This is a genomic window from Pseudomonas siliginis (assembly GCF_019145195.1).
GTDB classification, from domain to species: domain Bacteria; phylum Pseudomonadota; class Gammaproteobacteria; order Pseudomonadales; family Pseudomonadaceae; genus Aquipseudomonas; species Aquipseudomonas siliginis.
Map to the genome: position 1 here is coordinate 52,131 of NZ_JAHSTW010000009.1, position 25,729 is coordinate 77,859.

A 25,729-nucleotide genomic window follows, 5' to 3' on the forward strand; every position below is an offset into this window, starting at 1 on the left:
CATGAACAGCACGCTTATCCAGACAGACCGTTTCACCTTGAGTGAAACCGAGCGCTCGGCCATCGAGCACGAGCTGCATCACTACGAAGACCCGCGCGCGGCGTCGATCGAAGCCCTGAAGATCGTTCAGAAGGAACGCGGCTGGGTGCCGGATGGCGCCCTGTACGCGATCGGCGAGATCCTCGGCATCCCGGCCAGCGACGTTGAAGGCGTGGCGACGTTCTATAGCCAGATCTTCCGTCAGCCGGTCGGCCGCCACATCATTCGCGTCTGCGACAGCATGGTCTGCTACATCGGCGGCCACGAGTCGGTGGTCAGCGAAATCCAGAACAATCTGGGCATCGGCCTGGGTCAGACCACCGCCGACGGTCGTTTCACCCTGCTGCCTGTCTGCTGCCTCGGCAACTGCGACAAGGCACCGGCGCTGATGATCGACGACGACACCTTTGGCGACGTGCAGCCTGCTGGCGTGGCCAAACTGCTCGAGGGCTACGTATGACCCTGACATCTTTTGGTCCAGCCAACCGCATCCAGCGTTCGGCCGAGACACACCCGCTGACCTGGCGTCTGCGTGATGACGGCGAAGCCGTGTGGCTCGACGAATATCAGGCCAAGAACGGTTACGCCGCTGCACGCAAAGCCTTCGCCGAGATGGATCAGGACGCGATCGTCCAGACCGTCAAAGACGCTGGCCTCAAGGGTCGCGGCGGCGCCGGCTTCCCCACTGGCGTGAAGTGGGGCCTGATGCCCAAGGACGAATCCATCAACATCCGCTACCTGCTGTGCAACGCGGATGAAATGGAGCCGAACACCTGGAAAGACCGCATGCTGATGGAGCAACTGCCCCATCTGCTGATCGAAGGCATGCTGATCAGTGCCCGCGCGCTGAAAACCTACCGTGGCTACATCTTCCTGCGCGGCGAATACACCACCGCCGCCAAGCACCTCAACCGTGCCGTGGAAGAAGCCAAGGCGGCCGGCCTGCTGGGCAAGAACATTCTCGGTTCGGGTTTCGATTTCGAGCTGTTCGTCCACACCGGCGCCGGGCGTTACATCTGCGGTGAAGAAACCGCACTGATCAACTCCCTTGAAGGCCGCCGCGCCAACCCGCGCTCCAAGCCGCCCTTCCCTGCCGCCGTCGGCGTGTGGGGCAAGCCGACCTGCGTGAACAACGTCGAAACCCTGTGCAACGTGCCGGCGATCATTGCCGACGGCGTTGACTGGTACAAATCGTTGGCCCGCGAAGGCTCCGAAGACATGGGCACCAAGCTCATGGGCTTCTCCGGCAAGGTCAAGAACCCGGGCCTGTGGGAACTGCCATTCGGCGTCACCGGTCGTGAACTGTTCGAAGACTACGCCGGCGGCATGCGCGACGGCTTCAAGCTTAAGGCCTGGCAGCCAGGGGGCGCCGGTACCGGTTTCCTCCTGCCGGAGCACCTCGACGCACAAATGTATGCCGGCGGTATCGCCAAGGTCGGGACCCGGATGGGTACCGGTCTGGCGATGGCGGTGGATGACAGCGTCAACATGGTCTCGCTGCTGCGCAACATGGAGCAGTTCTTCGCTCGCGAATCCTGCGGTTTCTGCACCCCGTGCCGCGATGGTCTGCCATGGAGCGTCAAGCTGCTGATGGCCATCGAACAGGGTAAGGGCCAGCCGGGCGACATCGAAACCCTGCTGGGTCTGGTCGGTTTCCTCGGCCCGGGCAAGACCTTCTGTGCTCACGCACCGGGTGCCGTGGAGCCGCTGGGCAGCGCGATCAAATACTTCCGTCCAGAGTTCGAAGCCGGTATCGCGCCTGTCAGCGCCGCCGTCCCGCCTCTGGCAAGGCCGATCGTAGTCGGCGCGTAAACGCTTAAAAAGGCGAAGGGTCCGTGCCCTTCGCCTTTCGTCCGATGACGCCCTTCGGGGCTGTTTGGATTCGGACGCATAACAAGATTCCATTAGCCACGCCCGCTGACACCGGGCCAACGAAGACCTTTGAACCATGGCCACTATCCACGTAGACGGCAAAGCGCTCGAAGTCGACGGGGCAGACAACCTGTTACAGGCATGTCTGTCGCTGGGCCTCGACATTCCATATTTCTGCTGGCACCCCGCGCTCGGTAGCGTCGGGGCCTGCCGCCAGTGCGCGGTCAAGCAGTACACCGACGAGAACGACACCCGTGGTCGTATCGTCATGTCCTGCATGACCCCGGCCACCGACAACACCTGGATCTCCATCGACGATGAAGAATCCAAGGCGTTCCGCGCCAGCGTTGTCGAATGGCTGATGACCAACCACCCGCACGACTGCCCGGTGTGCGAGGAAGGCGGTCACTGCCACCTGCAAGACATGACAGTGATGACCGGCCACAACGAGCGCCGTTATCGCTTCAGCAAACGCACCCACCAGAACCAGCAACTGGGCCCGTTCATTTCCCACGAAATGAACCGCTGCATCGCCTGCTACCGCTGCGTGCGTTTCTATAAGGACTACGCCGGCGGCACTGACCTCGGTGTATTCGGCGCCCACGACAACGTGTACTTCGGTCGCGTTGAGGACGGCACCCTCGAAAGCGAGTTCTCCGGCAACCTCACCGAGGTCTGCCCGACCGGTGTGTTCACCGACAAGACCCACTCCGAGCGCTACAACCGCAAGTGGGACATGCAGTTCGCCCCGAGCATCTGCCATGGCTGCTCGAGCGGTTGCAACATTTCCCCGGGCGAGCGTTACGGTGAACTGCGTCGCATCGAAAACCGTTTCAACGGTTCGGTTAACCAGTACTTCCTCTGCGACCGTGGCCGTTTCGGTTATGGCTACGTGAACCGCACCGACCGTCCACGTCAGCCGATGCTGGCCGATGGCACCAAGCTCAGCCTCGACGCTGCGCTGGACAAAGCCGCCGACCTGCTGCGCGGACGCAACATCGTCGGTATCGGTTCGCCTCGCGCCAGCCTCGAGAGCAACTACGCGTTGCGCGAACTGGTCGGTGCCGAGCACTTCTATTCGGGTATCGAAGCCTCCGAGCTGGAGCGCATTCGTCTGGTCCTGCAAGTGCTGAACGACAGCCCGCTGCCAGTGCCGAACATGCGCGACATCGAAGACCACGACGCGATCTTCGTCCTCGGCGAAGACCTGACCCAGACCGCCGCGCGTATGGCGCTGGCTCTGCGTCAGTCGGTCAAGGGCAAGGCTGAAGACATGGCCGAAGCCATGCGCGTACAGCCTTGGCTCGACGCGGCGGTGAAGAACATCGGCCAGCACGCGCTGAACCCGCTGTTCATCGCCAGCCTCGCCGAAACCAAGCTCGACGACGTCGCCGAAGAGTGCGTACACGCAGCTCCCGACGATCTGGCGCGCATCGGTTTCGCCGTGGCTCACGCGCTGGACGCCAGTGCCCCGGCCGTTGAAGGTCTGGACACCGAAGCCCTGGAACTGGCGCAGCGCATCGCCGATGCCCTGCTCGCCGCCAAGCGTCCGCTGATTATCGCCGGTACTTCGCTGGGCTCCAAAGCCCTGATCGAAGCTGCCGCGAACATCGCCAAGGCCCTGAAGCTGCGCGAGAAGAACGGTTCGATCAGCCTGATCGTGCCGGAAGCCAACAGCCTCGGTCTGGCCATGCTCGGTGGCGAATCGGTCGACGCCGCGCTGCAAGCGGTCATCGATGGCAAGGCCGACGCTATCGTCGTGCTGGAAAACGATCTGTACACCCGCACTGCCAACGCCAAGGTCGATGCTGCGCTGAACGCCGCCAAAGTAGTGATCGTCGCTGACCATCAGAAAACCGCCACCACTGATCGCGCGCACCTGGTTCTGCCAGCGGCGAGCTTCGCCGAGGGCGACGGTACGCTGGTCAGCCAGGAAGGCCGCGCTCAGCGCTTCTTCCAGGTTTTCGATCCGCAATACATGGACGCGAGCATTCTGGTGCACGAAGGCTGGCGCTGGCTGCACGCCCTGCGCTCGACCCTGCTGAACCAGCCGATCGACTGGACGCAACTTGACCACGTCACCGCTGCCGTTGCCTCGAGCACCGCGCAACTGGCGCGTATCGTCGACGCAGCCCCATCGGCCGCGTTCCGCATCAAGGGTCTGAAACTGGCCCGTGAGCCGCTGCGTTACTCCGGTCGCACCGCAATGCGCGCCGACATCAGCGTTCACGAACCACGCACCCCGCAAGACCAGGACACCGCGTTCGCCTTCTCCATGGAAGGTTACTCGGGCTCCGCCGAACCGCGTCAGCAGGTGCCATTCGCATGGTCGCCGGGCTGGAACTCGCCACAAGCGTGGAACAAGTTCCAGGACGAAGTCGGTGGTCATCTGCGCGCTGGCGACCCGGGCACACGCCTGATCGAAAGCACCGGTGATTCGCTGAACTGGTTCGCTGCTGCGCCGCGTGCGTTCAACCCGGCGCCGGGTACCTGGCAAGCCGTGCCGTTCTTCCACCTGTTCGGCAGCGAAGAAAACTCTTCGAAAGCCGCACCGGTACAGGAACGCATTCCGGCTCCGTACGTGGCTCTGGCGAAATCCGAAGCGGATCGCCTCGGCGTCAACGACGGTGCCCTGCTGAGCCTGAACGTGGCCGGTCAGACATTGCGTCTGCCGCTGCGCATCAATGAAGAACTGGGCGCCGGTCTGGTGGCACTGCCTGCGGGCATCGCCGGCATTCCACCGGCATTCGCCGGCGTGTCCGTCGACGGTCTGCAGGAGGCAGCGCAATGACCTGGTTCACCCCTGAAGTGATCGATGTGATCCTGACGGTCATCAAAGCCATCGTGATCCTGCTGGCCGTGGTGGTCGCAGGCGCCTTGCTCAGCTTTGTCGAACGTCGTCTGCTGGGCTGGTGGCAGGACCGTTACGGTCCGAACCGCGTTGGCCCGTTCGGCATGTTCCAGATCGCCGCCGACATGCTGAAGATGTTCTTCAAGGAAGACTGGACCCCGCCGTTCGCCGACAAGGTGATTTTCACCCTGGCGCCGGTGGTGGCCATGTCCGCCCTGCTGATCGCCTTTGCGATCATCCCGATCACCCCGACCTGGGGCGTGGCGGATCTGAACATCGGCCTGCTGTTCTTCTTCGCCATGGCCGGTCTGTCGGTGTACGCGGTGCTGTTCGCCGGCTGGTCGAGCAACAACAAGTTCGCCCTGCTCGGCAGCTTGCGTGCCTCGGCGCAGACCGTGTCCTACGAAGTGTTCATGGGCTTGGCCCTGATGGGCATCGTGGTGCAGGTCGGCTCGTTCAACATGCGCGACATCGTCGAGTACCAGGCGCAGAACCTGTGGTTCATCATTCCGCAGTTCTTCGGCTTCTGTACCTTCTTCATCGCCGGCGTCGCCGTGACTCACCGTCACCCGTTCGACCAGCCGGAAGCGGAACAGGAACTGGCCGACGGTTACCACATTGAATACGCCGGTATGAAATGGGGCATGTTCTTCGTCGGTGAATACATCGGCATCATCCTGATCTCGGCGCTGCTGGTCACCCTGTTCTTCGGTGGCTGGCACGGTCCGTTCGGCATCCTGCCGCAACTGTCCTTCGTCTGGTTCGCACTGAAGACCGCGTTCTTCATCATGCTGTTCATCCTGCTGCGCGCTTCCATCCCGCGTCCGCGTTATGACCAGGTGATGGATTTCAGCTGGAAATTCTGCCTGCCACTGACCCTGATCAATTTGCTGGTGACCGCTGCGGTTGTGTTGATGAACACGCCTGCGGTTGCGGTTCAGTGAGGATTTGACCCATGTTCAAATATATTGGCGACATCGTTAAGGGTACCGGTACCCAGTTGCGCAGCCTGGTCATGGTCTTCGGCCACGGCTTTCGCAAGCGCGACACCCTGCAATACCCCGAAGAGCAGGTCTATCTGCCGCCGCGCTACCGTGGCCGCATCGTCCTGACCCGCGACCCCGATGGCGAAGAACGCTGCGTAGCCTGCAACCTGTGTGCCGTGGCCTGCCCGGTGGGTTGCATCTCGCTGCAGAAAGCTGAAACCGAAGACGGTCGCTGGTACCCGGACTTCTTCCGGATCAACTTCTCGCGCTGCATTTTCTGCGGTCTCTGCGAGGAAGCCTGCCCGACCACCGCGATCCAGCTGACCCCGGATTTCGAGATGGCCGAGTTCAAACGTCAGGACCTGGTGTACGAGAAAGAAGATCTGCTGATCTCCGGCCCCGGCAAAAACCCTGATTACAACTTCTATCGTGTTGCAGGTATGGCAATCGCTGGCAAGCCAAAAGGCGCTGCGCAGAACGAAGCCGAACCGATCAACGTGAAGAGCTTGCTGCCTTAAGGAAGAACGATGGAATTCGCTTTCTATTTCGCATCGGGTATTGCTGTGGTGTCCACGCTGCGTGTGGTCACCAACACCAACCCTGTGCACGCCCTGCTCTACCTGATCATCTCGTTGATCGCCGTGGCCATGACTTTCTTCGCCCTCGGCGCGCCGTTCGCCGGTGTGCTGGAAGTGATCGCCTACGCCGGCGCCATCATGGTGCTGTTCGTGTTCGTGGTGATGATGCTCAACCTGGGTCCCGCCTCGGTGCAGCAGGAACGCACCTGGCTCAAGCCCGGCATCTGGGCAGGACCGGTGATTCTTGCCGCGCTGCTGCTGGCCGAACTGCTGTATGTGCTGTTCGCTCACCAGAGCGGCCAGGCCATCGGCCACACCACCGTAGACGCGAAAGCCGTGGGCATCAGCCTGTTCGGCCCGTACCTGCTGGTGGTCGAACTCGCCTCGATGCTGCTGCTCGCCGCAGCCGTCACGGCGTTCCATTTGGGCCGTAACGAGGCGAAGGAGTAAGACATGCCTGCTATCCCTCTCGAACATGGTTTAGCCGTTGCCGGCATCCTGTTCTGCCTTGGTCTGGTCGGCCTGATGGTCCGCCGCAACATTTTGTTCGTGTTGATGAGTCTGGAAGTGATGATGAACGCCTCTGCCCTGGCCTTCATCGTTGCGGGCGCCCGCTGGGCGCAGCCGGATGGACAGATCATGTTCATCCTGGTGATCAGCCTTGCCGCAGCCGAGGCCAGTATTGGTCTGGCGATCCTGCTGCAGCTGTATCGCCGCTTCCACACGCTCGATATCGACGCTGCCAGTGAGATGCGCGGATGAACCTACTCTTTCTGACTTTCGTATTCCCTCTGATCGGGTTCCTGTTGCTGTCGTTCTCGCGCGGCCGCTTCTCGGAAAACCTCTCGGCGCTGATCGGTGTCGGTTCGATCGGCCTGTCGGCCATCGTCACCGCTTACGTGATCTGGCAATTCAACGTCGCGCCGCCGGAAGGTGGCGTGTACACCCAGGTGCTGTGGCGCTGGATGTCGGTGGAAGGTTTCCAGCCGAACTTCGCGCTGTACCTGGATGGCCTGTCGGTGACCATGCTCGGTGTGGTCGTCGGCGTCGGCTTCCTGATCCACCTGTTCGCGTCCTGGTACATGCGTGGCGAAGACGGTTACTCGCGCTTCTTCTCGTACACCAACCTGTTCATCGCCAGCATGCTGTTCCTGATCCTCGGCGATAACCTGCTGTTCATCTACTTCGGTTGGGAAGGCGTGGGCCTGTGCTCGTACCTGTTGATCGGTTTCTACTACAGCAACCGCAACAACGGTAACGCCGCACTCAAGGCATTCATCGTCACCCGTATCGGCGACGTGTTCATGGCCATCGGCCTGTTCATCCTGTTCCAGCAACTGGGCACGTTGAACGTCCAGGAACTGCTGGTGCGTGCGCCTGAGCACTTCAAGGTCGGTGACTTCTGGATCGTTCTGGCAACCCTGATGCTGCTAGGCGGTGCTGTCGGTAAATCGGCGCAGCTGCCGCTGCAAACCTGGCTCGCGGATGCGATGGCCGGCCCTACCCCGGTTTCGGCACTGATCCACGCCGCAACCATGGTCACCGCCGGTGTCTACCTGATCGCCCGTACCCATGGTCTGTTCGCCTTGGCGCCGGACATCCTGCACCTCGTCGGCATCGTCGGTGGCGTGACCCTGGTGCTGGCCGGTTTTGCCGCGCTGGTGCAGACCGACATCAAACGTATCCTCGCCTACTCGACCATGAGCCAGATCGGCTACATGTTCCTGGCGCTGGGCGTTGGTGCCTGGGAAGGCGCGATCTTCCACCTGATGACCCACGCCTTCTTCAAGGCCCTGCTGTTCCTTGCTTCCGGTGCGGTGATCGTTGCCTGCCACCACGAGCAGAACATCTTCAAGATGGGCGGTCTGTGGAAGAAACTGCCACTGGCCTACGCCAGCTTCATCGTCGGTGGTGCCGCGCTGGCCGCTCTGCCACTGGTTACCGCAGGCTTCTACTCCAAGGACGAAATCCTCTGGGAAGCGTTCGCCAGCGGCAACCAGGGTCTGCTTTACGCAGGTCTGGTCGGTGCGTTCATGACTTCGCTGTATACCTTCCGCCTGATCTTCATCGCGTTCCACGGTGAAGCCAAGACCGAAGCCCACGCCGGCCACGGCATTGCCCACTGGCTGCCTCTGTCGGTACTGATCGTGCTGTCGACTTTCGTCGGCGCGATGATCGTGCCACCGCTGCACGGCGTACTGCCGCAAAGCGTCGGCCATGCCGGTGGCGAAGCCAAGCACAGTCTGGAAATCGCCTCGGGCGCCATCGCCTTGGCCGGTATCCTGCTGGCAGCGCTGCTGTTCCTCGGCAAGCGTCGCTTCGTCACGGCGATCGCCAACAGCGGCATCGGCCGTTTCCTTTCGGCCTGGTGGTTCGCTGCCTGGGGCTTCGACTGGATCTACGACAAACTGTTCGTCAAGCCGTACCTTGCGATCAGCCATGTACTGCGCAAAGACCCGCTCGACCAGACCATCGGTCTGATCCCGCGTATGGCCAAGGGTGGTCACACTGCCCTGAGCCGCACCGAGACCGGTCAACTGCGTTGGTACGCCGCCTCGATGGCTGCTGGTGCCGTGCTGGTGATCGGCGCCATCGTGCTGGTAGCGGTCTGATATGAACCTTGCGAATTTGCGAAAGGAAACGAGCCCGTCATGATTCTGCCTTGGCTAATCCTGATCCCCTTCATCGGCGGCCTGCTGTGCTGGATGGGTGAGCGCTTCGGCGCTACCCTCCCGCGCTGGATTGCGCTGTTGACCATGACCCTGGAACTCGCGCTCGGCCTCTGGCTGTGGGCCCACGGTGACTATTCATTCGCACCGGCGCCGGGCGCCGATCCGACCTGGGCGCTTGAGTTCAAGCATGTCTGGATCCAGCGTTTCGGCATCAACGTGCACCTGGCCCTCGACGGCCTGTCGCTGTTGATGATCCTGCTGACCGGTCTGCTGGGTATCCTCTCGGTACTCTGCTCGTGGAAAGAGATTCAACGTCACGTTGGCTTCTTCCACCTGAACCTGATGTGGATCCTGGGCGGCGTCGTCGGCGTGTTCCTCGCCCTCGACTTGTTCATGTTCTTCTTCTTCTGGGAAATGATGCTGGTGCCGATGTACTTCCTCATCGCGCTCTGGGGTCACAGTTCTTCGGACGGCAAGAAAACCCGGATCTACGCAGCGACCAAGTTCTTCATCTTCACTCAGGCGTCCGGCCTGATCATGCTGGTGGCGATCCTCGGTCTGGTGCTGGTCAACTTCAACAACACCGGCGTGATTACCTTCAACTACGCCGACCTGTTGAAAACCAAGATGTCGATGACCACCGAGTACATTCTGATGCTCGGCTTCTTCATCGCTTTCGCGGTCAAGCTGCCCGTCGTACCGTTCCACTCCTGGCTGCCTGATGCTCACGCCCAGGCGCCGACTGCCGGTTCCGTCGACCTCGCCGGTATCCTGCTGAAAACCGCGGCCTACGGCCTGCTGCGTTTCGCCCTGCCGCTGTTCCCGAACGCTTCGGCGGAGTTCGCGCCGATCGCCATGACCCTCGGTCTGATCGGGATCTTCTACGGCGCGTTCCTGGCGTTCGCACAAACCGACATCAAGCGTCTGATTGCCTTCTCTTCCGTTTCCCACATGGGCTTCGTGTTGATCGGCATCTACTCCGGCAGCCAACTGGCGCTGCAAGGTGCAGTGATCCAGATGCTGGCGCACGGTCTGTCGGCAGCGGCGCTGTTTATCCTCAGCGGTCAGTTGTACGAGCGTCTGCATACCCGTGACATGCGTGAGATGGGCGGTCTGTGGTCGCGTATCGCTTACCTGCCGGCCATCAGCCTGTTCTTCGCTGCGGCGTCGCTGGGCTTGCCGGGCACCGGTAACTTTGTCGGCGAATTCCTGATCCTGATCGGCTCCTTCGCCAGCGCTCCATGGGTCACGGCGATTGCCACTTCCGGTCTGGTGTTCGGTTCGGTCTACTCGCTGATCATGATCCACCGTGCCTACTTCGGCCCGTCGAAATCCGACGCGGTGCTGCACGGCATGGACGCGCGCGAACTGATCATGGTGCTCGGTCTGGCGGTATTGCTGATTTACCTCGGCGTCTACCCGCAACCGTTCCTCGACACCTCTGCCGCCACCATGCATGGCGTGCAGCAGTGGCTCGGCACCGCCTTCTCTCAACTCGCTTCGGCCCGGTAAGAGCGCTATGGAATTCACGATTCAACACTTTATTGCGCTTGCGCCACTGTTGATCACCAGCCTCACCATTATCGTGGTGATGCTGGCAATCGCCTGGCGCCGCAACCACTCGCAGACCTTCCTGATTTCGGTGGCGGGTCTGAACCTGGCCCTGCTGTCGATCCTGCCTGCGTTGAAAGTCGCGCCTCTGGCCGTGACCCCGTTGCTGCAGATCGACGCGTTTGCCTGCCTGTACATGGCGATGATCCTGGTCGCCACCCTCGCCTGCGTCACCCTCGCCCACGCCTATCTGGGTGATGGCGGTTCGGGCTACCCGGGCAATCGCGAAGAACTGTACCTGCTGATCCTGATGGCCGCCGCCGGTGGTCTGGTGTTGGTCAGCGCGCAGCACCTGGCCGGGTTGTTCATCGGTCTGGAACTGCTCTCGGTACCGGTCTACGGTCTGGTGGCTTACGCCTTCTTCAACAAGCGTTCGCTGGAAGCCGGCATCAAGTACATGGTGCTGTCGGCTGCCGGTTCCGCGTTCCTGCTGTTCGGTATGGCGCTGCTCTACGCCGACGCCGGTTCGCTGAGCTTCGTCGGCATCGGTCAGGCCCTGGCCGCGACCGGCCTGCCAAGCCCGCTGGCGCAACTGGGCCTGGGCATGATGCTGATCGGTCTGGCGTTCAAGCTGTCGCTGGTACCGTTCCACCTGTGGACGCCGGACGTCTACGAAGGTGCACCGGCACCGGTGGCGGCGTTCCTCGCTACCGCTTCGAAGGTCGCAGTGTTTGCGGTGATGGTGCGTCTGTTCCAGCTCTCCCCTGCTGCCAGCAGTGGTGTGCTGAGCGATGTGCTCAGCGTTATCGCGGTCGCCTCGATCCTGTTCGGTAACCTGCTGGCCCTGACCCAGAGCAACCTCAAGCGTCTGCTCGGTTACTCGTCGATTGCGCACTTCGGCTATCTGCTGATCGCGCTGGTGGCGAGCAAGGGTCTGGCGGTGGAAGCCATCGGTGTGTACTTGGTGACTTATGTAATCACCAGCCTCGGCGCCTTCGGCGTGATCACCCTGATGTCCTCGCCTTACAACGGCCGCGACGCTGACGCCCTGTACGAATACCGCGGCCTGTTCTGGCGCCGTCCGTACCTGACCGCCGTACTGACCGTGATGATGCTGTCCCTGGCCGGCATCCCGCTGACCGCCGGCTTCATCGGCAAGTTCTACATCATCGCCAGCGGTGTCGAAACGCGTCAGTGGTGGCTGGTCGGCGCACTGGTACTGGGCAGCGCCATCGGCGTCTTCTACTACCTGCGCGTGATGGTCACCCTGTACCTGATCGAGCCAAACCTGCGTCGCCACGACGCCCAGCTGCACTGGGAACAGAAGGCAGGCGGCGTGATGCTGCTGGCCATCGCCCTGGTCGCATTCTTCCTGGGCGTGTACCCGCAGCCGTTGCTGGTGCTGGTACAACAGGCGGGTCTGGCGGGCTGATTGCTCGGCTGATCTGGCTGGAAATGGAAACGGCACCTTCGGGTGCCGTTTTTTGTGGGATTTAAGGCTGCGATCTTTTTGACCTTAAACGCTCTCTCCTTTTCAGGAATTTGCCTTCAAAGGAGTGAGCAATGGCTGATATAGCGCAGAAGGTAATTGCGGTTAAATTTGAGAATCACCTATCAAATGGAGATTCACGAACCATGAAGCGCAATATCATTTCAGAGTTGTCGGATGATTCAGGCACATTGACTGAGCAACGCCAAAGCGAAATAACCGAGGAGAAACCGCCGGTAAAACGTATTGGTTTAATGAAGGGCAGATACAAAACTTCCGATGACTTTGATGCACCACTGCCTGACGCCTTGCTGGACTCCTTCGAAAGCTAAAGCTACCGGTGGTTCCTTAATCCGTCATTTCTACAGATATCCCGCTTGGAGGTGAACCTGCCCGCAATGACGTCATGTCAGTTAAAAATGCGTCGGCTGACCCACCGCTTTCGCGAGCAGGCTCGCTCCCACAGGGACCTAAGGTGTCATCGGATGTTTTTGAGCAGACCTATCCATTGTGAGAGCGAGCCTGCTCGCGAAAGCGGCAGATCAGGCAGCAAAAAAAACGGCACCTTCCGGTGCCGTTCGCTTCTTACACTTCCAACGTCACTTGCGCGCATCCGCCCAGGACTTCAGCAGTTCGCTATAGCTCACGGTTTCGCCCTTAGGCTTCTCGTTGGCCAGTTTCGGCTTCGGTGCGCCCGGTTGATCGAACCAGTATTGCGCATCGCGTTCCGGGTTCATTTTCGGTGCGCAAGTGGCCTGGGCCTTGGAGCGTTCGAGGCGTTCCATGATGCGGTCCTGATCCTTGGCCAGGCCATCAAGCGCCTGTTGTGGGGTCTTCTCGCCGCTGGCGGCTTCGGCGATATGGCTCCACCACAGTTGCGCCAGACGCGGGTAGTCCGGCACGTTGGTACCGGTCGGCGACCATTGCACGCGGGCCGGGCTGCGATAGAACTCGACCAGACCACCGAGTTTCGGCGCCAGATCGGTCATCGCCTGCGAGTTGATGTCCGACTCGCGAATAGGTGTCAGACCGACGATGGTTTTCTTCAGCGAAACAGTTTTCGACGTGACGAACTGCGCGTACAGCCACGCCGCAAGTTTCTGTTTCTCAGGCGTGGATTTCATGAACGTCCACGATCCCACATCCTGATAGCCGAGCTTCATGCCCTCTTCCCAATACGGGCCTTTAGGCGACGGCGCCATGCGCCATTTCGGCGTGCCGTCGGCGTTGACCACCGGCAGGCCGGGTTTGGTCATGTCGGCGGTGAACGCGGTGTACCAGAAGATCTGCTGGGCGATGTTGCCCTGCGATGGCACCGGGCCGGACTCGGAGAAGGTCATGCCGGCCGCTTCCGGTGGCGCGTATTTCTTCAGCCAGTCGACGTATTTGGTGGTAGCAAACACCGCCGCCGGGCCGTTGGTGTCGCCGCCACGGGTCACGCTGGAGCCGACCGGGTGGCAGTCCTCGACGCGGATGCCCCACTCGTCCACCGGCAAGCCGTTGGGCAGTCCCTTGTCGCCGCCACCGGCCATGGAGAACCAGGCATCGGTGAAACGCCAGCCCAGCGACGGGTCTTTCTTGCCGTAATCCATGTGGCCGTAGACGCGTTTGCCGTCGATTTCCTTGACGTCTTCGCTGAAGAATTTGGCAATGTCTTCATAGGCCGACCAGTTCACTGGCACGCCTAATTCGTAGCCGTATTTTTCCTTGAACTTGGCTTTCAGATCGGCGCGTTCGAACCAGTCGGCGCGGAACCAGTACAGGTTGGCGAATTGCTGGTCGGGCAGTTGATAGATCTTGCCGTCGGGCGCGGTGGTGAAGGAGATGCCGATAAAGTCCTTGATGTCGAGGGTTGGCGAAGTGAAGTTCTTGCCTTCGTTGGCCATCAGGTCGGTGATCGATTCGGTCTTGCCGTAGCGAAAGTGCGTGCCGATCAGGTCAGAATCGTTGACCCAGCCGTCATAGATGTTCTTGTCCGACTGCATCACCGTCTGCATTTTCTCGACCACGTCGCCTTCCTGCAGCAGGTCGTGTGTGAGTTTGATCCCGGTAATTTCGCTGAAGGCCTTGGCCAGCACCTTGGACTCGTATTCGTGGGTGGTCAGGGTCTCGGAAACGACCTTGATGTCCATGCCGCGAAACGGCTCGGCGGCCTTGATGAACCACTTCAGTTCTTCAAGCTGCTGTTCGGCCGTCAGGGTCGAGGGCTTGAACTCGCTGCCGATCCATTTTTTCGCAGCATCTTCATAGGCGTCGGCCCAGGCAGATGCGCTCAAACCGCTGAGTGCCAGCATGGCTGCCAATGAAATGCTATGTCGCAGCTTATTGTTTTTATCGAACATAGAGACCTCCTGTTTAAGTTGTGGAGCCGCGTTGCCGAACGATTCGACTAGCCCCAACGCATCACAGCCAACAGCCACACCAGGGACAACGCGGACGCCACCCAGATGCTCCAGTCGGTGACGCCGATTACCAGCAAATGCAGGTAGGCGCTGCCGAGAAGACCGATAAACAAGCGATCGCCACGGGTGGTGGCAATCGGCAGAAACCCGCGCCGCAGAATGCTCGGCGAGCGCAATTCCCAGGTGGTCATGCCCACCAGAATCAGACCGATGCCGATGAAGAACGCGGCGGTCGGTGTCGTCCAGCTCATCCATTCCATCATCAGCTCCTCATACCCGACCGAGGGCAAATCCCTTGGCCACGTGGTTGCGTACAAACCAGATCACCAGCATGCCCGGCAGGATGGTCAACACCCCCGCCGCTGCCAGCACGCCCCAATCGATCCCCGACGCCGACACCGTGCGCGTCATCACCGCCGCAATCGGTTTGGCGTTGACCGAGGTCAGCGTGCGCGCCAGCAGCAGCTCGACCCAGGAAAACATGAAGCAGAAAAACGCCGTGACGCCGATACCGGAACCGATCAACGGGATGAAAATCTTCACGAAGAACTTGGGGAAACTGTAGCCGTCGATGTAGGCCGTTTCGTCGATCTCCTTGGGCACGCCGGACATGAAACCTTCCAGAATCCACACCGCCAGCGGCACGTTGAACAGGCAGTGCGCCAAAGCCACGGCGATATGCGTGTCGAACAGGCCGATCGACGAATACAACTGAAAGAACGGCAGCAAGAACACCGCCGGCGGCGCCATGCGATTGGTCAGCAGCCAAAAGAACAGATGCTTGTCGCCGAGGAAACGATAGCGTGAAAACGCGTAAGCCGCCGGTAACGCCACGCTCAGGGAAATCACCGTGTTGAGGCTGACGTAATACAGCGAGTTCAAGTAGCCGGTGTACCAACTCGGATCAGTGAAGATCACCTTGTAGTTCGCCAGCGTGAATTCCTGTGGGAAAAGCGTCAGGCCGCCGAGGATTTCGGTGTTGCTCTTGAACGACATGTTCAACAGCCAGTAGATCGGCACCAGCAGGAACAGGATGTACACCAGCAACGGAATAAGCTTTTTCTTGCTCATGGCCGGGCCTCAGCGGTTGGCGTCGGAGTGCGTCATGGCGGTATAGAACAGCCACGACACCAACAGGATGATCAGGAAGTACACCAGCGAAAACGCCGCTGCCGGACCGAGGTCGAATTGCCCTACAGCCATCTGCGTCAACGTCTGACTCAAGAACGTCGTGGCATTGCCCGGCCCGCCACCGGTGAGCACGAACGGCTCGGTGTAGATCATGAAACTGTCCATGAAGCGCAGCATCACCGCGATCAGCAGCACGCTTTTCAGCTTGGGCAACTGAATGTGGCGGAACACAGCCCACGCCGAGGCGCGATCGATGCGCGCGGCCTGGTAATAGACGTCGGGAATCGCCCGCAGGCCGGAGAAACACAGCAGCGCGACCAGAGAAGTCCAATGCCAGACGTCCATCACCAGCACCGTCACCCAGGCGTCCATGGTGTTGGCCGCGTAGTTGTAGCTGATGCCCATCGCGTTGAGGCTGGAACCGAGCAGGCCGATGTCCGCGCGGCCAAAGATCTGCCAGATGGTGCCGACCACGTTCCACGGAATCAGCAGCGGAATCGCCAGAATGATCAGCACCACCGAGGACCAGCGGCCCTTGGTCGGCATGGTCAGCGCGACGGCGATGCCCAGCGGGATTTCAATCAGCAGCACGCAGGCTGAATAGATGAACTGGCGCAGCAGCGAGTCGTGCAGACGCGGATCAAGCAGCACTTGCTTGTACCAGTCAGCGCCGACGAAGTAGCGGCTGGACTGGTCGAAGATGTCCTGCACCGAATAGTTGACCACGGTCATCATCGGGATCACCGCACTGAACGCCACCAGCAGGAACACCGGCAACACCAGCCACCAGGCCTTGTTGTTCTGCACTTTGTTCATGGCTGCGCCTCCTCGTCGCTGACTTCCAGGAGAAATTCGTCGGCATAGACCATCAGCCATTGCGCCGGGAAACTGATGTACGCGGTGCCCTGGGGTACCGGCTTGTCTTCTGCCAGGCGCACTTTCAAAGGCGCGCCGTCGAGGTTGAGAGTCATGATCTTGTAGGTGCCGAGGTCTTCGACGTGTACGACTTTGGCCTGCATCGCGTCGTCAAACGGCTCGTCCCACACATGAATGAACTCGGGGCGGATGCCGACCTTGAGATTTTTCCACTGGCCGTGCTCGATATGGCGCTGCAAGGCGTCGGACAACGGCAAGTGCGTCGAGGCGAAACCGACGCCACCGGGCTGCGGCTGCACCTCGATCAGATTCATCCCCGGGCTGCCGATGAAATAGCCGACAAAGGTGTGGCTCGGCCGTTCGAACAATTCCCGTGGCGTACCGAACTGGACGATCTGGCCGCCGTACATCACCGCGATCTTGTCAGCGAAGGTCGAGGCTTCCAGTTGATCGTGGGTGACGTAGACCATGGTGATGTTGAACTGCTCGTGGATCTGCTTGAGCTTGCGCCGCAGTTTCCACTTCAGGTGCGGGTCGATCACCGTCAGCGGCTCATCGAAGAGGATTGCCGAGACGTCATCGCGCACCAGGCCACGGCCCATGGAGACTTTCTGCTTTTCGTCGGCGGTGAGATTGCGCGCTTTTTTGCTCAGCAGATTCTGCAGGTCGAGCACTTCGGCAATTTCCTGCACCTTGCTGTGCACTTTCGCCTCGGCCATGCCCTGGTTTCGCAGCGGGAAAGCGAGGTTGTCGAACACGGTCATGGTGTCGTAGACCACCGGAAACTGGAAAACCTGGGCGATGTTGCGCTTCTCCGGCGTGAGGTCGTTGACCGCTTTGCCGTCAAACAACACGTGGCCCTGGGACGGGCTGAGCAGGCCGGAAATAATGTTGAGCAAAGTCGACTTGCCGCAACCGGACGGGCCGAGCAAAGCATAGGCGCCACCCTGCTCCCAGACGTGATCCATCTCGCGGATCGCATAATCCTCGGCGCCGCTCGGGGTTTTGCTGTAGCTGTGGGCGAGGTGCTGCAAACGGATTTCGGCCATCAGGCAACCCTCGCGACACGCCGGCCCGGTGCTTGCACCAGACGGCCCTGCGCATCGAAAACGAACAGTTTGTGGGTCGGGATATAGATGCGGATCGGCGCATCGACGTCGTATTCATGAACACCCGGCAAGTGCAGCACCAGCAGGAAATGCTCGTTGCGCACATGCAGGAAGGTTTCCGAACCGCTGATTTCGGCGACCTCGACGGTCACCGCCAGTTCGAGATCGTCATCGTTGCTCGGCACCAGCGAGATATGACTCGGGCGTACGCCGAAGCGGAACTCGCCCTCGCCTACCGGGCGCAGATCGACGTTCAGCGGGAAGTGGACGAAGTTGGCAAAGCTGACTTCGTTGCCGGCAATGCGTCCCGGCATCAGGTTGATCGGCGGTTCGGAGAACAATTCAGCGGCGAGCACCGACTGCGGCTGGTGATAGACCTCGGTCGACGGCCCGCTCTGGATCACCCGGCCTTCGTGCAGGATGGTGGTGGTGCCGCCGAGGGCCAGCGCTTCGTTGGGTTCGGTGGTGGCGTAGATGGCGATGGTGTGGCGGGCCTTGAACAGCTCGCGCATTTCCTGACGCAGCTCTTCGCGCAGCTTGTAGTCGAGGTTGACCAACGGCTCGTCGAAGAGGATCAGCTCAGCATCCTTGACCAGCGCGCGGGCCATGGCCGTGCGCTGTTGCTGCCCGCCGGAGAGCTCCAGCGGATAGCGCTGCAAGAACTTCTCGATGCGCAGCATGCGTGCGGTTTCCTGCACCTTGCTGTGGATGATCTCTTTCGAGATGCCGGCCTGACGCAGTGGCGAGGCGATGTTCTCGAACACCGTCATGGTCGGGTAATTGATGAACTGCTGATAGACCATCGACACGTTGCGCAGCCGCACCGGGCGCTGGGTGACGTCGACGCCGTTCATCAGCACGCGGCCGCTGTCAGGCTTGTCGAGGCCGGCCATCAGGCGCATGAGGCTGGTCTTGCCGGACAGGGTGCGCCCGAGCAGAACGTTGAAGGATCCGGGTTCGAATTTCAGGCACGCATCGTCGATCCAGATCTGGCCCTCGACGGTACGGCTGACGTGCTCCAGGGTGAGTGACATGGCTCGGCCTTTGTTATTTTTGGAGTCAAGCGACCGGAGCAACAGAGCGACATTCGTGCCAGAAATGGCAAGTGCTTGATTTGTCTTGAGAAGCAGTGTTTACGGGGGCAAGCGGCGTTCACAGCTGAACACTTTTGAACAGTCGGGGTGATTGACAATGAACAATAGTGAACAACACTCTATGCACGCTTTTGCCCAATCCTGAATGCAAAATGGATCCCCTGTGGGAGCGAGCCTGCTCGCGAAAGCGGTGTGTCATTCAATGAATCCATTGACTGAACCGACGCTTTCGCGAGCAGGCTCGCTCCCACATGGGGATTTGTGTAGTTTTGAAGATCGGGCTCATAACAATAATAAAATCGCTGCACTCAGAGGCTCGCCCCCATGGCCGCACCTGCTTCGCCGCTGTCCCACGACGCGATCGTCCAGACCTCCTGGCAACGTTGCCGCGCGTTCGGCCTCGACCACCAGAGCGCCCCGGCCTTCGATCAATTGCCCGCCGCCGGCATTGCGCGGTTGCTCGACAGCCATCATTCGCTGGTGCAGACCACGCATCAGGAAGTCCTGCCCTACTACGAAAACATCCTCAGCAATTCCAACTGCCTGATCATGCTCGCCGACAATCAGGGCCAGGTGCTGACCTCGTGGGGTACGCAGCGCTTTATCGAACCGAATCTGGCCCGGGGCTTTCAGGCCGGGGCGAGCTGGATGGAGCGCAGCAGCGGCACCAACGCGATCGGCACCGCACTGGCCTGTGAGCAGGCGGTGCACATCGAACACGATGAACACTTCCTCAAGGCCAACCGCTTCATGACCGGCTCCGCCGCGCCGATTTTCGACGCCGAGCGCAAGCTCATCGCCGTGCTCGATGTCTCCAGCGACAGCTACCTGCCGCCCTCGCACACTCTGGGCATGGTCAAGATGATGAGCCAGACCGTGGAAAACCGGCTGATCCTCAACCTGTTCCATGGCCAGCATTTTCAACTGACTTTCAACACCGGGTTGAACAACCTCGACAGCCAGTGGGCCGGGTTGTTGATTTTCGATGAGAGCGGACAGGTGCTGTCGGCCAATCGCCGCGCCGATAATTTGCTCGGTGTGCGTTTGTCCCGAGTCAGCGTTGAAAGCCTGTTCAAGGTGTCGCTGCTGGAGTTGATCAATCAGCCCGAGGGTTTGCCATTCGCCCTGCAGACCTCCGGACGCAACCGTTTCCAGTGCTTGCTGAAACGGCCGAAACAGGCGCCGGTGCAAGCGCGGGTGTTTGCCGCCGAGGACAAGCCTGCGCCAGCCAGTGCGATCAGCCTCAATACGCTGCATTTCGGCGACAGTCGCGTGGAAAAAGCCGTGCGCCAGGCCGAGCGCTTGCTGGAAAAAGACATTCCGTTGTTGATCCACGGTGAAACCGGCGTCGGCAAGGAAGTGTTCGTCAAAGCCTTGCACCAAGCCAGCTCCCGGCAAAAACAGGCATTCATCGCGGTGAACTGTGCAGCGATCCCCGCTGAACTGGTCGAGTCCGAATTGTTCGGTTACGAGAAAGGCGCGTTCACCGGGGCCAACCAGAAAGGCAGCATCGGCCTGATCCGCAAGGCCGACAAAGGCACGCTGTTTCTCGACGAGATCGGTGACATGCCGCTGCCAACTCAGGCGCGTTTGTTGCGCGTGTTGCAGGAGCGTTGCGTGCAGCCGGTGGGCAGCAGCGAGTTGTTCCCGGTTGATCTGCGGATCATTTCCGCGACCAACCGTTCGTTGCGCGAGCAGGTACAACTGGGCCGCTTTCGCGAGGATTTGTACTACCGCATCGGCGGCCTGACCCTGGAGCTGCCGCCGTTACGCGAGCGCAGTGACAAGCAGGCGCTGTTCAAACGGCTGTGGGAGCAACATCGCGAGCCGACGCAATGGGCGGGGCTGAGCCCGGAGGTATTGGAGCTGTTTGAAAAGCACCCGTGGCCGGGGAATTTGCGTCAGGTCAGCAGCGTGATGCAGGTGGCGCTGGCCATGGCCGAGGAACAACCAGTGCGGCCTGAGCATTTGCCGGATGATTTTTTTGTCGACCTGGAGATGGAGCCGGTGGAAACAGCGGCGCCGCTGGGGCTGGATTTGAATGATGTCGAGGCGTTGAACAGGGAGTTGAAGGCGGCCGGGGGGAATATTTCGCATCTCGCGCGGCGGTTGGGAGTCAGTCGGAATACGCTTTACAAGCGGTTGCGGCAGGCTGAATGACAAGTTTTCTGGACGGGCCTCTTCGCGAGCAGGCTCGCTCCCACACGGCATTTGTGTCGTGCACGGAAAACGGACATGGCGAAAATCCACTGTGGGAGCGAGCCTGCTCGCGAAGGCGTCCGCCCTGTCAACGCTGGTCCTGAGGAAGAAAAAACAAAACCCGCACAAGGCGGGTTTTGTCTGTAACAGGTAAGGCTATCAGTCAGCCAGACGCCAGGTAGTCCCACCCTTGCCATCTTCCAGCACGACACCCATCGCCGTCAGCTGATCACGAATCCGGTCCGACTCGGCCCAGTCTTTCGCCGCCCGAGCTGCCAGGCGCGCCGCAATCAGTGCATCGACTTCAGCCGCATCGACCCGCCCTTCAGCGCCGGCCTGCAGGAAGTCATCGGCCTCAAGTTGCAACACGCCCAGCACACTCGCCAGTTCTTTCAGACGTGCCGCCAGCCCCGCCGCTGCATCAAGATCGCTCTCGCGCAGACGGTTGATCTCGCGCACCATCTCGAACAGCACGGCGCAGGCTTCAGGGGTGCCGAAGTCGTCGTTCATCACCGTGGTGAAACGCTCGACGAACGCTTCGCCACCGGCCGGCGCCACGCTCGGCAGGCCTTTCAGCGCATGGTAGAAACGCTCCAGTGCGCCCTTGGCGTCCTTGAGGTTGTCTTCCGAGTAGTTGATCGCGCTGCGGTAGTGGCTCGATACCAGCAGGTAACGCACGACTTCCGGGTGGTACTTGTCGAGCACGTCGCGGATGGTGAAGAAGTTGTTCAAGGACTTGGACATCTTCTCGCCATTGATGCGAATCATGCCGCAATGCATCCACGCATTGGCGTAGGTCTTGCCGGTGGCCGCTTCGCTCTGGGCGATTTCGTTTTCGTGGTGCGGGAACTCCAGGTCGCTGCCGCCGCCATGAATATCGAAAGTCTCACCGAGGCAGCAGGTCGACATCACCGAGCACTCGATGTGCCAGCCCGGACGTCCGGCGCCCCAGGGCGATTCCCAGCTCGGCTCGCCCGGCTTGGCAGCTTTCCACAGGACGAAGTCGAGCGGGTCTTGTTTCGACTCATCGACTTCGATGCGCGCGCCGATGCGCAAATCTTCGATCTTCTTGCGCGACAGCTTGCCGTAGCCCATGAACTTGGCGACGCGATAGTACACGTCGCCATTGCCCGGGGCGTAAGCGTAGCCCTTGTCGATCAGGGTCTGGATCATCGCGTGCATGCCGGCGATATGATCGGTGGCGCGCGGTTCCATGTCCGGCTTCTGGATGTTCAGGCGCGCTTCGTCTTCGTGCATCGCGGCGATCATGCGCTCGGTCAGCGCTTCGAACGATTCACCGTTCTCGCGGGCACGATTGATGATCTTGTCGTCGATGTCGGTGATGTTGCGCACGTAAGTCAGGTCATAACCGCTGAAGCGCAGCCAGCGCGTCACCAGGTCGAACGCGACCATGCTGCGGCCGTGGCCGAGGTGGCAGTAGTCGTACACGGTCATTCCGCAGACGTACATGCGCACCTTGTTGCCATCCAGCGGCTTGAAGACTTCTTTGCTCTTGGTGAGCGTGTTGTAGATCGTTAGCACGTTAGTTCCTTGACTCACTCACTGGCCCCACGAATCACGCAGGGTCACGGTACGGTTGAATACCGGCTGACCGGGTTTCGAGTCCTTCAGGTCCGCGACGAAGTAGCCTTCGCGCTCGAACTGGAAACGGTCTTCCGGCTGTGCGTTGCCGAGCGATGGCTCAGCGCGACAACCGGTCAGCACTTGCAGCGAGTCAGGGTTGATGTTGTCGAGGAAGCTGGCGCTGTCTTCGGCTTTTTCCGGGTTCGGCGAACGGAACAGGCGATCGTACAGACGCACTTCGCACTCGACGCTGGCGGCGGCCGGCACCCAGTGGATCACGCCTTTGACCTTGCGCCCTTCCGGGTTCTTGCCGAGGGTGTCCGGGTCGTACGAGCAACGCAGTTCGACGATGTTGCCATCGGCGTCCTTGATCGCTTCATCGGCGCGGATCACGTAGCTGCCGCGCAGACGCACTTCACCAGCCGGTTCCAGGCGCTTGTAGCCCTTCGGCGGCTCTTCCATGAAGTCTTCGCGGTCGATGTAGATTTCCCGGGCGAATGGCAGCGCGCGCACGCCCATGTCTTCTTTCGGGTGGCGTGGCAGTTCGAGGTTTTCGACCTGGCCTTCCGGGTAGTTGGTGATGACCACTTTCAGCGGACGCAGCACGCACATCGCGCGCGGGGCGCTGTGGTCGAGATCGTCACGGATGCTGAACTCGAGCATGCCGAAATCGACCACGCCGTCGGAACGGTTGGTGCCGATCATTTCGCAGAAGTTGCGGATCGATTTCGGCGTGTAGCCACGGCGGCGGAAGCCCGACAGCGTGGACATGCGCGGATCGTCCCAGCCATTGACGTGCTTCTCGTCCACCAGCTGCTTGAGCTTGCGCTTGCTGGTGATCGTGTAGTTCAGGTTCAGACGGCTGAACTCGTACTGGCGCGGGTTCGCCGGCACCGGCAGGTTCTCCAGGAACCACTCGTACAGCGGGCGATGGCTTTCGAACTCGAGGGTGCAGATCGAATGGGTGATGCCTTCGATGGCGTCCGACTGGCCATGGGTGAAGTCGTAGTTCGGGTAGATGCACCACTTGTCGCCGGTCTGGTGGTGATGCGCGTGGCGGATGCGATACATGATCGGGTCGCGCAGGTTCATGTTCGGCGAAGCCATGTCGATCTTCGCCCGCAGCACGCGCGCGCCGTCCGGGAATTCACCGGCCTTCATGCGCGCGAACAGGTCGAGGTTTTCCTCAACCGAACGGTCACGGAACGGGCTGTTCTTGCCCGGCTCGGTGAGGCTGCCACGGTATTCCTTGGCCTGCTCCGGGGTCAGGTCGTCGACGTAGGCCTTGCCGGCCTTGATCAGCTCGACGGCCCAGTCGTGCAACTGGTCGAAATACTGCGAGGCGTAGCGCACTTCACCGGACCATTCGAAGCCCAGCCATTTGACGTCGCTTTCGATGGCGTCGATGTATTCCTGATCTTCCTTGGCCGGGTTGGTGTCGTCGAAACGCAGGTGCGTGACGCCACCGAACTCCTGGGCCAGGCCGAAGTTGACGCAGATCGACTTGGCGTGGCCGATGTGCAGGTAGCCGTTGGGCTCCGGCGGGAAGCGAGTCACGATCTGGGTGTGCTTGCCCGAGTCCAGGTCTGCCTGGATGATCGGCCGCAGGAAGTTGACCGGCACGGCAGGGCCGGACTTGGCATTCGAGGTAGGGTCGACAGTGGGCTTGCTCATAGGATCCTTGACGTACAGGTGCGCGGCCGCAAAGAGGGGCCAGACAAAACAAAGCCGCTATCATAGCCGATGCTGTCAAGGGCCTGACAGAGCAGCTCTTATAAAGGCACGCATTTAATCGCCGGGAAATGAAAAACCGCCTCGAAATTCGCGCCTGTCACGCTAAACTGCGCACCTTGGCCGAAGCAGGCTGAACCGGTTGTGGGGCTCAATGTCCCAGAACCACGAATTCCCTATGAAGAGTAATGACCATGACTCAAGTCAAACTGACCACCAACCATGGCGACATCGTCATCGAACTGAACGCTGAAAAGGCGCCGATCACCGTTGCCAACTTCATCGAGTACGTCAACGCCGGTCACTACACCAACACCGTATTCCACCGCGTCATCGGCAACTTCATGATCCAGGGCGGCGGTTTCGAGCCTGGCATGAAAGAAAAGAAAGACAAGCGTCCAAGCATCCAGAACGAAGCGGACAACGGTCTCTCCAACGACAAATACACCGTCGCCATGGCCCGCACCATGGAGCCGCATTCGGCATCGGCGCAGTTCTTCATCAACGTCGCCGACAACACCTTCCTCAACCACAGCGGCAAGAACGTCCAGGGCTGGGGCTACGCGGTATTCGGTAAAGTGACCGCCGGCACCGACGTTGTCGACAAGATCAAAGGCGTGTCGACCACTTCCAAGGCCGGCCACCAGGACGTACCAGCAGACGACGTGATCATCGAGAAAGCCGAGATCATCGCAGCGTGATATTGCTGATTTCAGACTTGCATCTGGAAGAGGAGCGCCCGGACATTACCCGGGCGTTTCTGGATTTGCTCGCCGGACGCGCCCGCTCGGCGAGTGCGTTGTACATCCTCGGCGACTTCTTCGAGGCATGGATTGGCGACGACGCCATGACGCCCTTCCAGCGTTCCATCTGCCAGGCCCTGCGCGACTTGAGCGACAGCGGCACGGCCATCTTTCTGATGCACGGCAATCGCGATTTCATGCTCGGCAAGGCCTTCTGCAAACAGGCCGGATGCACCTTGCTGAAGGATCCGAGTGTCGTGCAGTTCTACGGCGAGCCGGTGCTGCTGATGCACGGCGACAGCCTGTGCACCCGCGACGTTGGCTACATGAAGCTGCGCCGCTACCTGCGCAACCCGATCACCCTGTTCATCCTCCGTCACCTGCCGCTGAGCAGCCGCCACAAACTGGCGCGCAAGCTACGCAGCGAAAGCCGCGCACAGACGCGGATGAAGGCCAATGACATTGTCGATGTCACCCCGGAAGAGATTCCGCGAGTGATGCAGGCATTCGGCGTGAAGACTCTGATCCACGGCCACACCCACCGCCCGGCAATTCACAAGTTGCAGCTTGGTGAACAAGCGGCGAAGCGGATTGTGCTGGGGGATTGGGATCGTCAGGGTTGGGCGTTGCAGGTGGATGAGAGCGGGTATGCCTTGGCGCCGTTCGACTTCGCCCCGCCACCAGCCCTCCCCGCCCCCACGATTTAAAGCCAAACACAAAGCCCTGTGGGAGCGAGCCTGCTCGCGAATGCAGTGTGTCACTCAGCAGTCGAGTGTCTGACACACCGCTTTCGCGAGCAGGCTCGCTCCCACAGGTGCTGCG

Annotated in this window: 22 protein-coding genes; 14 read left to right on the forward strand and 8 right to left on the reverse strand. The window is 60.6% G+C overall.

Annotated elements, in window-relative coordinates; all coding sequences use genetic code 11:
• The first annotated feature begins 1 nt into the window (after position 1).
• The 11 genes from nuoE (at position 2) to KVG87_RS18325 (ending at position 12,370) form a co-directional block, all read left to right on the forward strand.
• Positions 2–499 carry an NADH-quinone oxidoreductase subunit NuoE gene (nuoE, locus tag KVG87_RS18275; RefSeq protein WP_003223804.1) on the forward strand — a complete coding sequence of 166 codons (498 nt, stop codon included), beginning with the start codon at positions 2–4 and terminating at the stop codon, positions 497–499.
• Positions 496–1,851 (forward strand): NADH-quinone oxidoreductase subunit NuoF, encoded by a 1,356-nt coding sequence (gene nuoF, locus KVG87_RS18280; RefSeq protein WP_024013417.1) that lies wholly within the window; start codon positions 496–498, stop codon positions 1,849–1,851. Before nuoE ends, nuoF begins: the two co-directional genes overlap by 4 nt.
• A 136-nt stretch (positions 1,852–1,987) precedes the next feature.
• Positions 1,988–4,702 carry an NADH-quinone oxidoreductase subunit NuoG gene (gene nuoG / locus KVG87_RS18285; protein WP_217851918.1) on the forward strand — a complete coding sequence of 905 codons (2,715 nt, stop codon included), beginning with the start codon at positions 1,988–1,990 and terminating at the stop codon, positions 4,700–4,702.
• Positions 4,699–5,706, forward strand: a complete 1,008-nt coding sequence (gene nuoH / locus KVG87_RS18290) for an NADH-quinone oxidoreductase subunit NuoH (protein WP_016775282.1) — start codon at positions 4,699–4,701, stop codon at positions 5,704–5,706. Before nuoG ends, nuoH begins: the two co-directional genes overlap by 4 nt.
• 11 nt (positions 5,707–5,717) lie before the next feature.
• A complete protein-coding gene (nuoI, locus tag KVG87_RS18295) occupies positions 5,718–6,266 on the forward strand; it encodes an NADH-quinone oxidoreductase subunit NuoI (protein ID WP_016775283.1) in 549 nt (182 codons plus the stop codon).
• Between the two features lie 9 nt (positions 6,267–6,275).
• On the forward strand, positions 6,276–6,776 hold the full coding sequence (gene nuoJ, locus KVG87_RS18300) for an NADH-quinone oxidoreductase subunit J (RefSeq protein WP_007951462.1): 501 nt from the start codon (positions 6,276–6,278) through the stop codon (positions 6,774–6,776).
• 3 nt (positions 6,777–6,779) lie between these two features.
• Entirely contained in the window at positions 6,780–7,088 is a 309-nt protein-coding gene (nuoK, locus tag KVG87_RS18305) for an NADH-quinone oxidoreductase subunit NuoK (RefSeq protein WP_003180046.1), read from the forward strand.
• Positions 7,085–8,938, forward strand: a complete 1,854-nt coding sequence (gene nuoL / locus KVG87_RS18310) for an NADH-quinone oxidoreductase subunit L (protein WP_024013419.1) — start codon at positions 7,085–7,087, stop codon at positions 8,936–8,938. Before nuoK ends, nuoL begins: the two co-directional genes overlap by 4 nt.
• Positions 8,939–8,977: 39 nt before the next feature.
• The gene (gene nuoM / locus KVG87_RS18315; RefSeq protein ID WP_016775285.1) at positions 8,978–10,510 is read left to right on the forward strand and encodes an NADH-quinone oxidoreductase subunit M; all 1,533 of its coding nucleotides are present in this window, start codon (positions 8,978–8,980) and stop codon (positions 10,508–10,510) included.
• A 7-nt stretch (positions 10,511–10,517) separates the two neighbouring features.
• On the forward strand, positions 10,518–11,981 hold the full coding sequence (nuoN, locus tag KVG87_RS18320) for an NADH-quinone oxidoreductase subunit NuoN (RefSeq protein ID WP_024013420.1): 1,464 nt from the start codon (positions 10,518–10,520) through the stop codon (positions 11,979–11,981).
• A gap of 131 nt (positions 11,982–12,112) precedes the next feature.
• Positions 12,113–12,370, forward strand: coding sequence for a hypothetical protein (locus KVG87_RS18325; protein WP_217851920.1), 258 nt, complete (start codon positions 12,113–12,115; stop codon positions 12,368–12,370).
• Positions 12,371–12,637: 267 nt separating this feature from the next.
• Here KVG87_RS18325 and KVG87_RS18330 read toward each other — a convergent pair whose 3' ends face one another.
• The 6 genes from KVG87_RS18330 to KVG87_RS18355 are packed head-to-tail and all read right to left on the reverse strand — an operon-like array spanning position 12,638 to position 18,590.
• Positions 12,638–14,380, reverse strand: coding sequence for an ABC transporter substrate-binding protein (locus tag KVG87_RS18330; RefSeq protein WP_016775286.1), 1,743 nt, complete (start codon positions 14,378–14,380; stop codon positions 12,638–12,640).
• Positions 14,381–14,427: 47 nt separating this feature from the next.
• Positions 14,428–14,700, reverse strand: coding sequence for a DUF2160 domain-containing protein (locus KVG87_RS18335; protein ID WP_038861868.1), 273 nt, complete (start codon positions 14,698–14,700; stop codon positions 14,428–14,430).
• A gap of 10 nt (positions 14,701–14,710) precedes the next feature.
• Positions 14,711–15,511: a carbohydrate ABC transporter permease gene (locus KVG87_RS18340; RefSeq protein ID WP_073471306.1), complete on the reverse strand. Its 801-nt coding sequence runs from the start codon at positions 15,509–15,511 to the stop codon at positions 14,711–14,713.
• 9 nt (positions 15,512–15,520) lie between these two features.
• Positions 15,521–16,387, reverse strand: coding sequence for a carbohydrate ABC transporter permease (locus KVG87_RS18345; protein ID WP_007912484.1), 867 nt, complete (start codon positions 16,385–16,387; stop codon positions 15,521–15,523).
• Entirely contained in the window at positions 16,384–17,496 is a 1,113-nt protein-coding gene (locus tag KVG87_RS18350) for an ABC transporter ATP-binding protein (protein ID WP_016775290.1), read from the reverse strand. The genes KVG87_RS18345 and KVG87_RS18350 overlap by 4 nt, the downstream gene beginning before the upstream one ends.
• Positions 17,496–18,590: an ABC transporter ATP-binding protein gene (locus KVG87_RS18355; protein WP_016775291.1), complete on the reverse strand. Its 1,095-nt coding sequence runs from the start codon at positions 18,588–18,590 to the stop codon at positions 17,496–17,498. Before KVG87_RS18355 ends, KVG87_RS18350 begins: the two co-directional genes overlap by 1 nt.
• Before the next feature lie 384 nt (positions 18,591–18,974).
• On the opposite strand from KVG87_RS18355, the gene KVG87_RS18360 reads away from it, so the two are divergent.
• Positions 18,975–20,810 carry a sigma-54-dependent Fis family transcriptional regulator gene (locus KVG87_RS18360; RefSeq protein WP_217851922.1) on the forward strand — a complete coding sequence of 612 codons (1,836 nt, stop codon included), beginning with the start codon at positions 18,975–18,977 and terminating at the stop codon, positions 20,808–20,810.
• Positions 20,811–21,008: 198 nt separating this feature from the next.
• Here the strand turns inward: KVG87_RS18360 and cysS are convergent, their stop codons facing one another.
• Both cysS and KVG87_RS18370 read right to left on the reverse strand, forming a co-directional pair.
• Positions 21,009–22,391, reverse strand: coding sequence for a cysteine--tRNA ligase (cysS, locus tag KVG87_RS18365; protein ID WP_073471310.1), 1,383 nt, complete (start codon positions 22,389–22,391; stop codon positions 21,009–21,011).
• 18 nt (positions 22,392–22,409) lie between these two features.
• Complete coding sequence (locus KVG87_RS18370) at positions 22,410–24,107, reverse strand: glutamine--tRNA ligase/YqeY domain fusion protein (RefSeq protein ID WP_024013424.1); 1,698 nt, start codon at positions 24,105–24,107, stop codon at positions 22,410–22,412.
• A 251-nt stretch (positions 24,108–24,358) separates the two neighbouring features.
• Between KVG87_RS18370 and KVG87_RS18375 the strand changes: the two genes are divergently transcribed.
• Positions 24,359–24,865 (forward strand): peptidylprolyl isomerase, encoded by a 507-nt coding sequence (locus KVG87_RS18375; RefSeq protein WP_076567676.1) that lies wholly within the window; start codon positions 24,359–24,361, stop codon positions 24,863–24,865.
• Positions 24,862–25,614, forward strand: coding sequence for a UDP-2,3-diacylglucosamine diphosphatase (gene lpxH / locus KVG87_RS18380; RefSeq protein WP_122612127.1), 753 nt, complete (start codon positions 24,862–24,864; stop codon positions 25,612–25,614). The genes KVG87_RS18375 and lpxH overlap by 4 nt, the downstream gene beginning before the upstream one ends.
• Positions 25,615–25,729 lie beyond the last annotated feature (115 nt).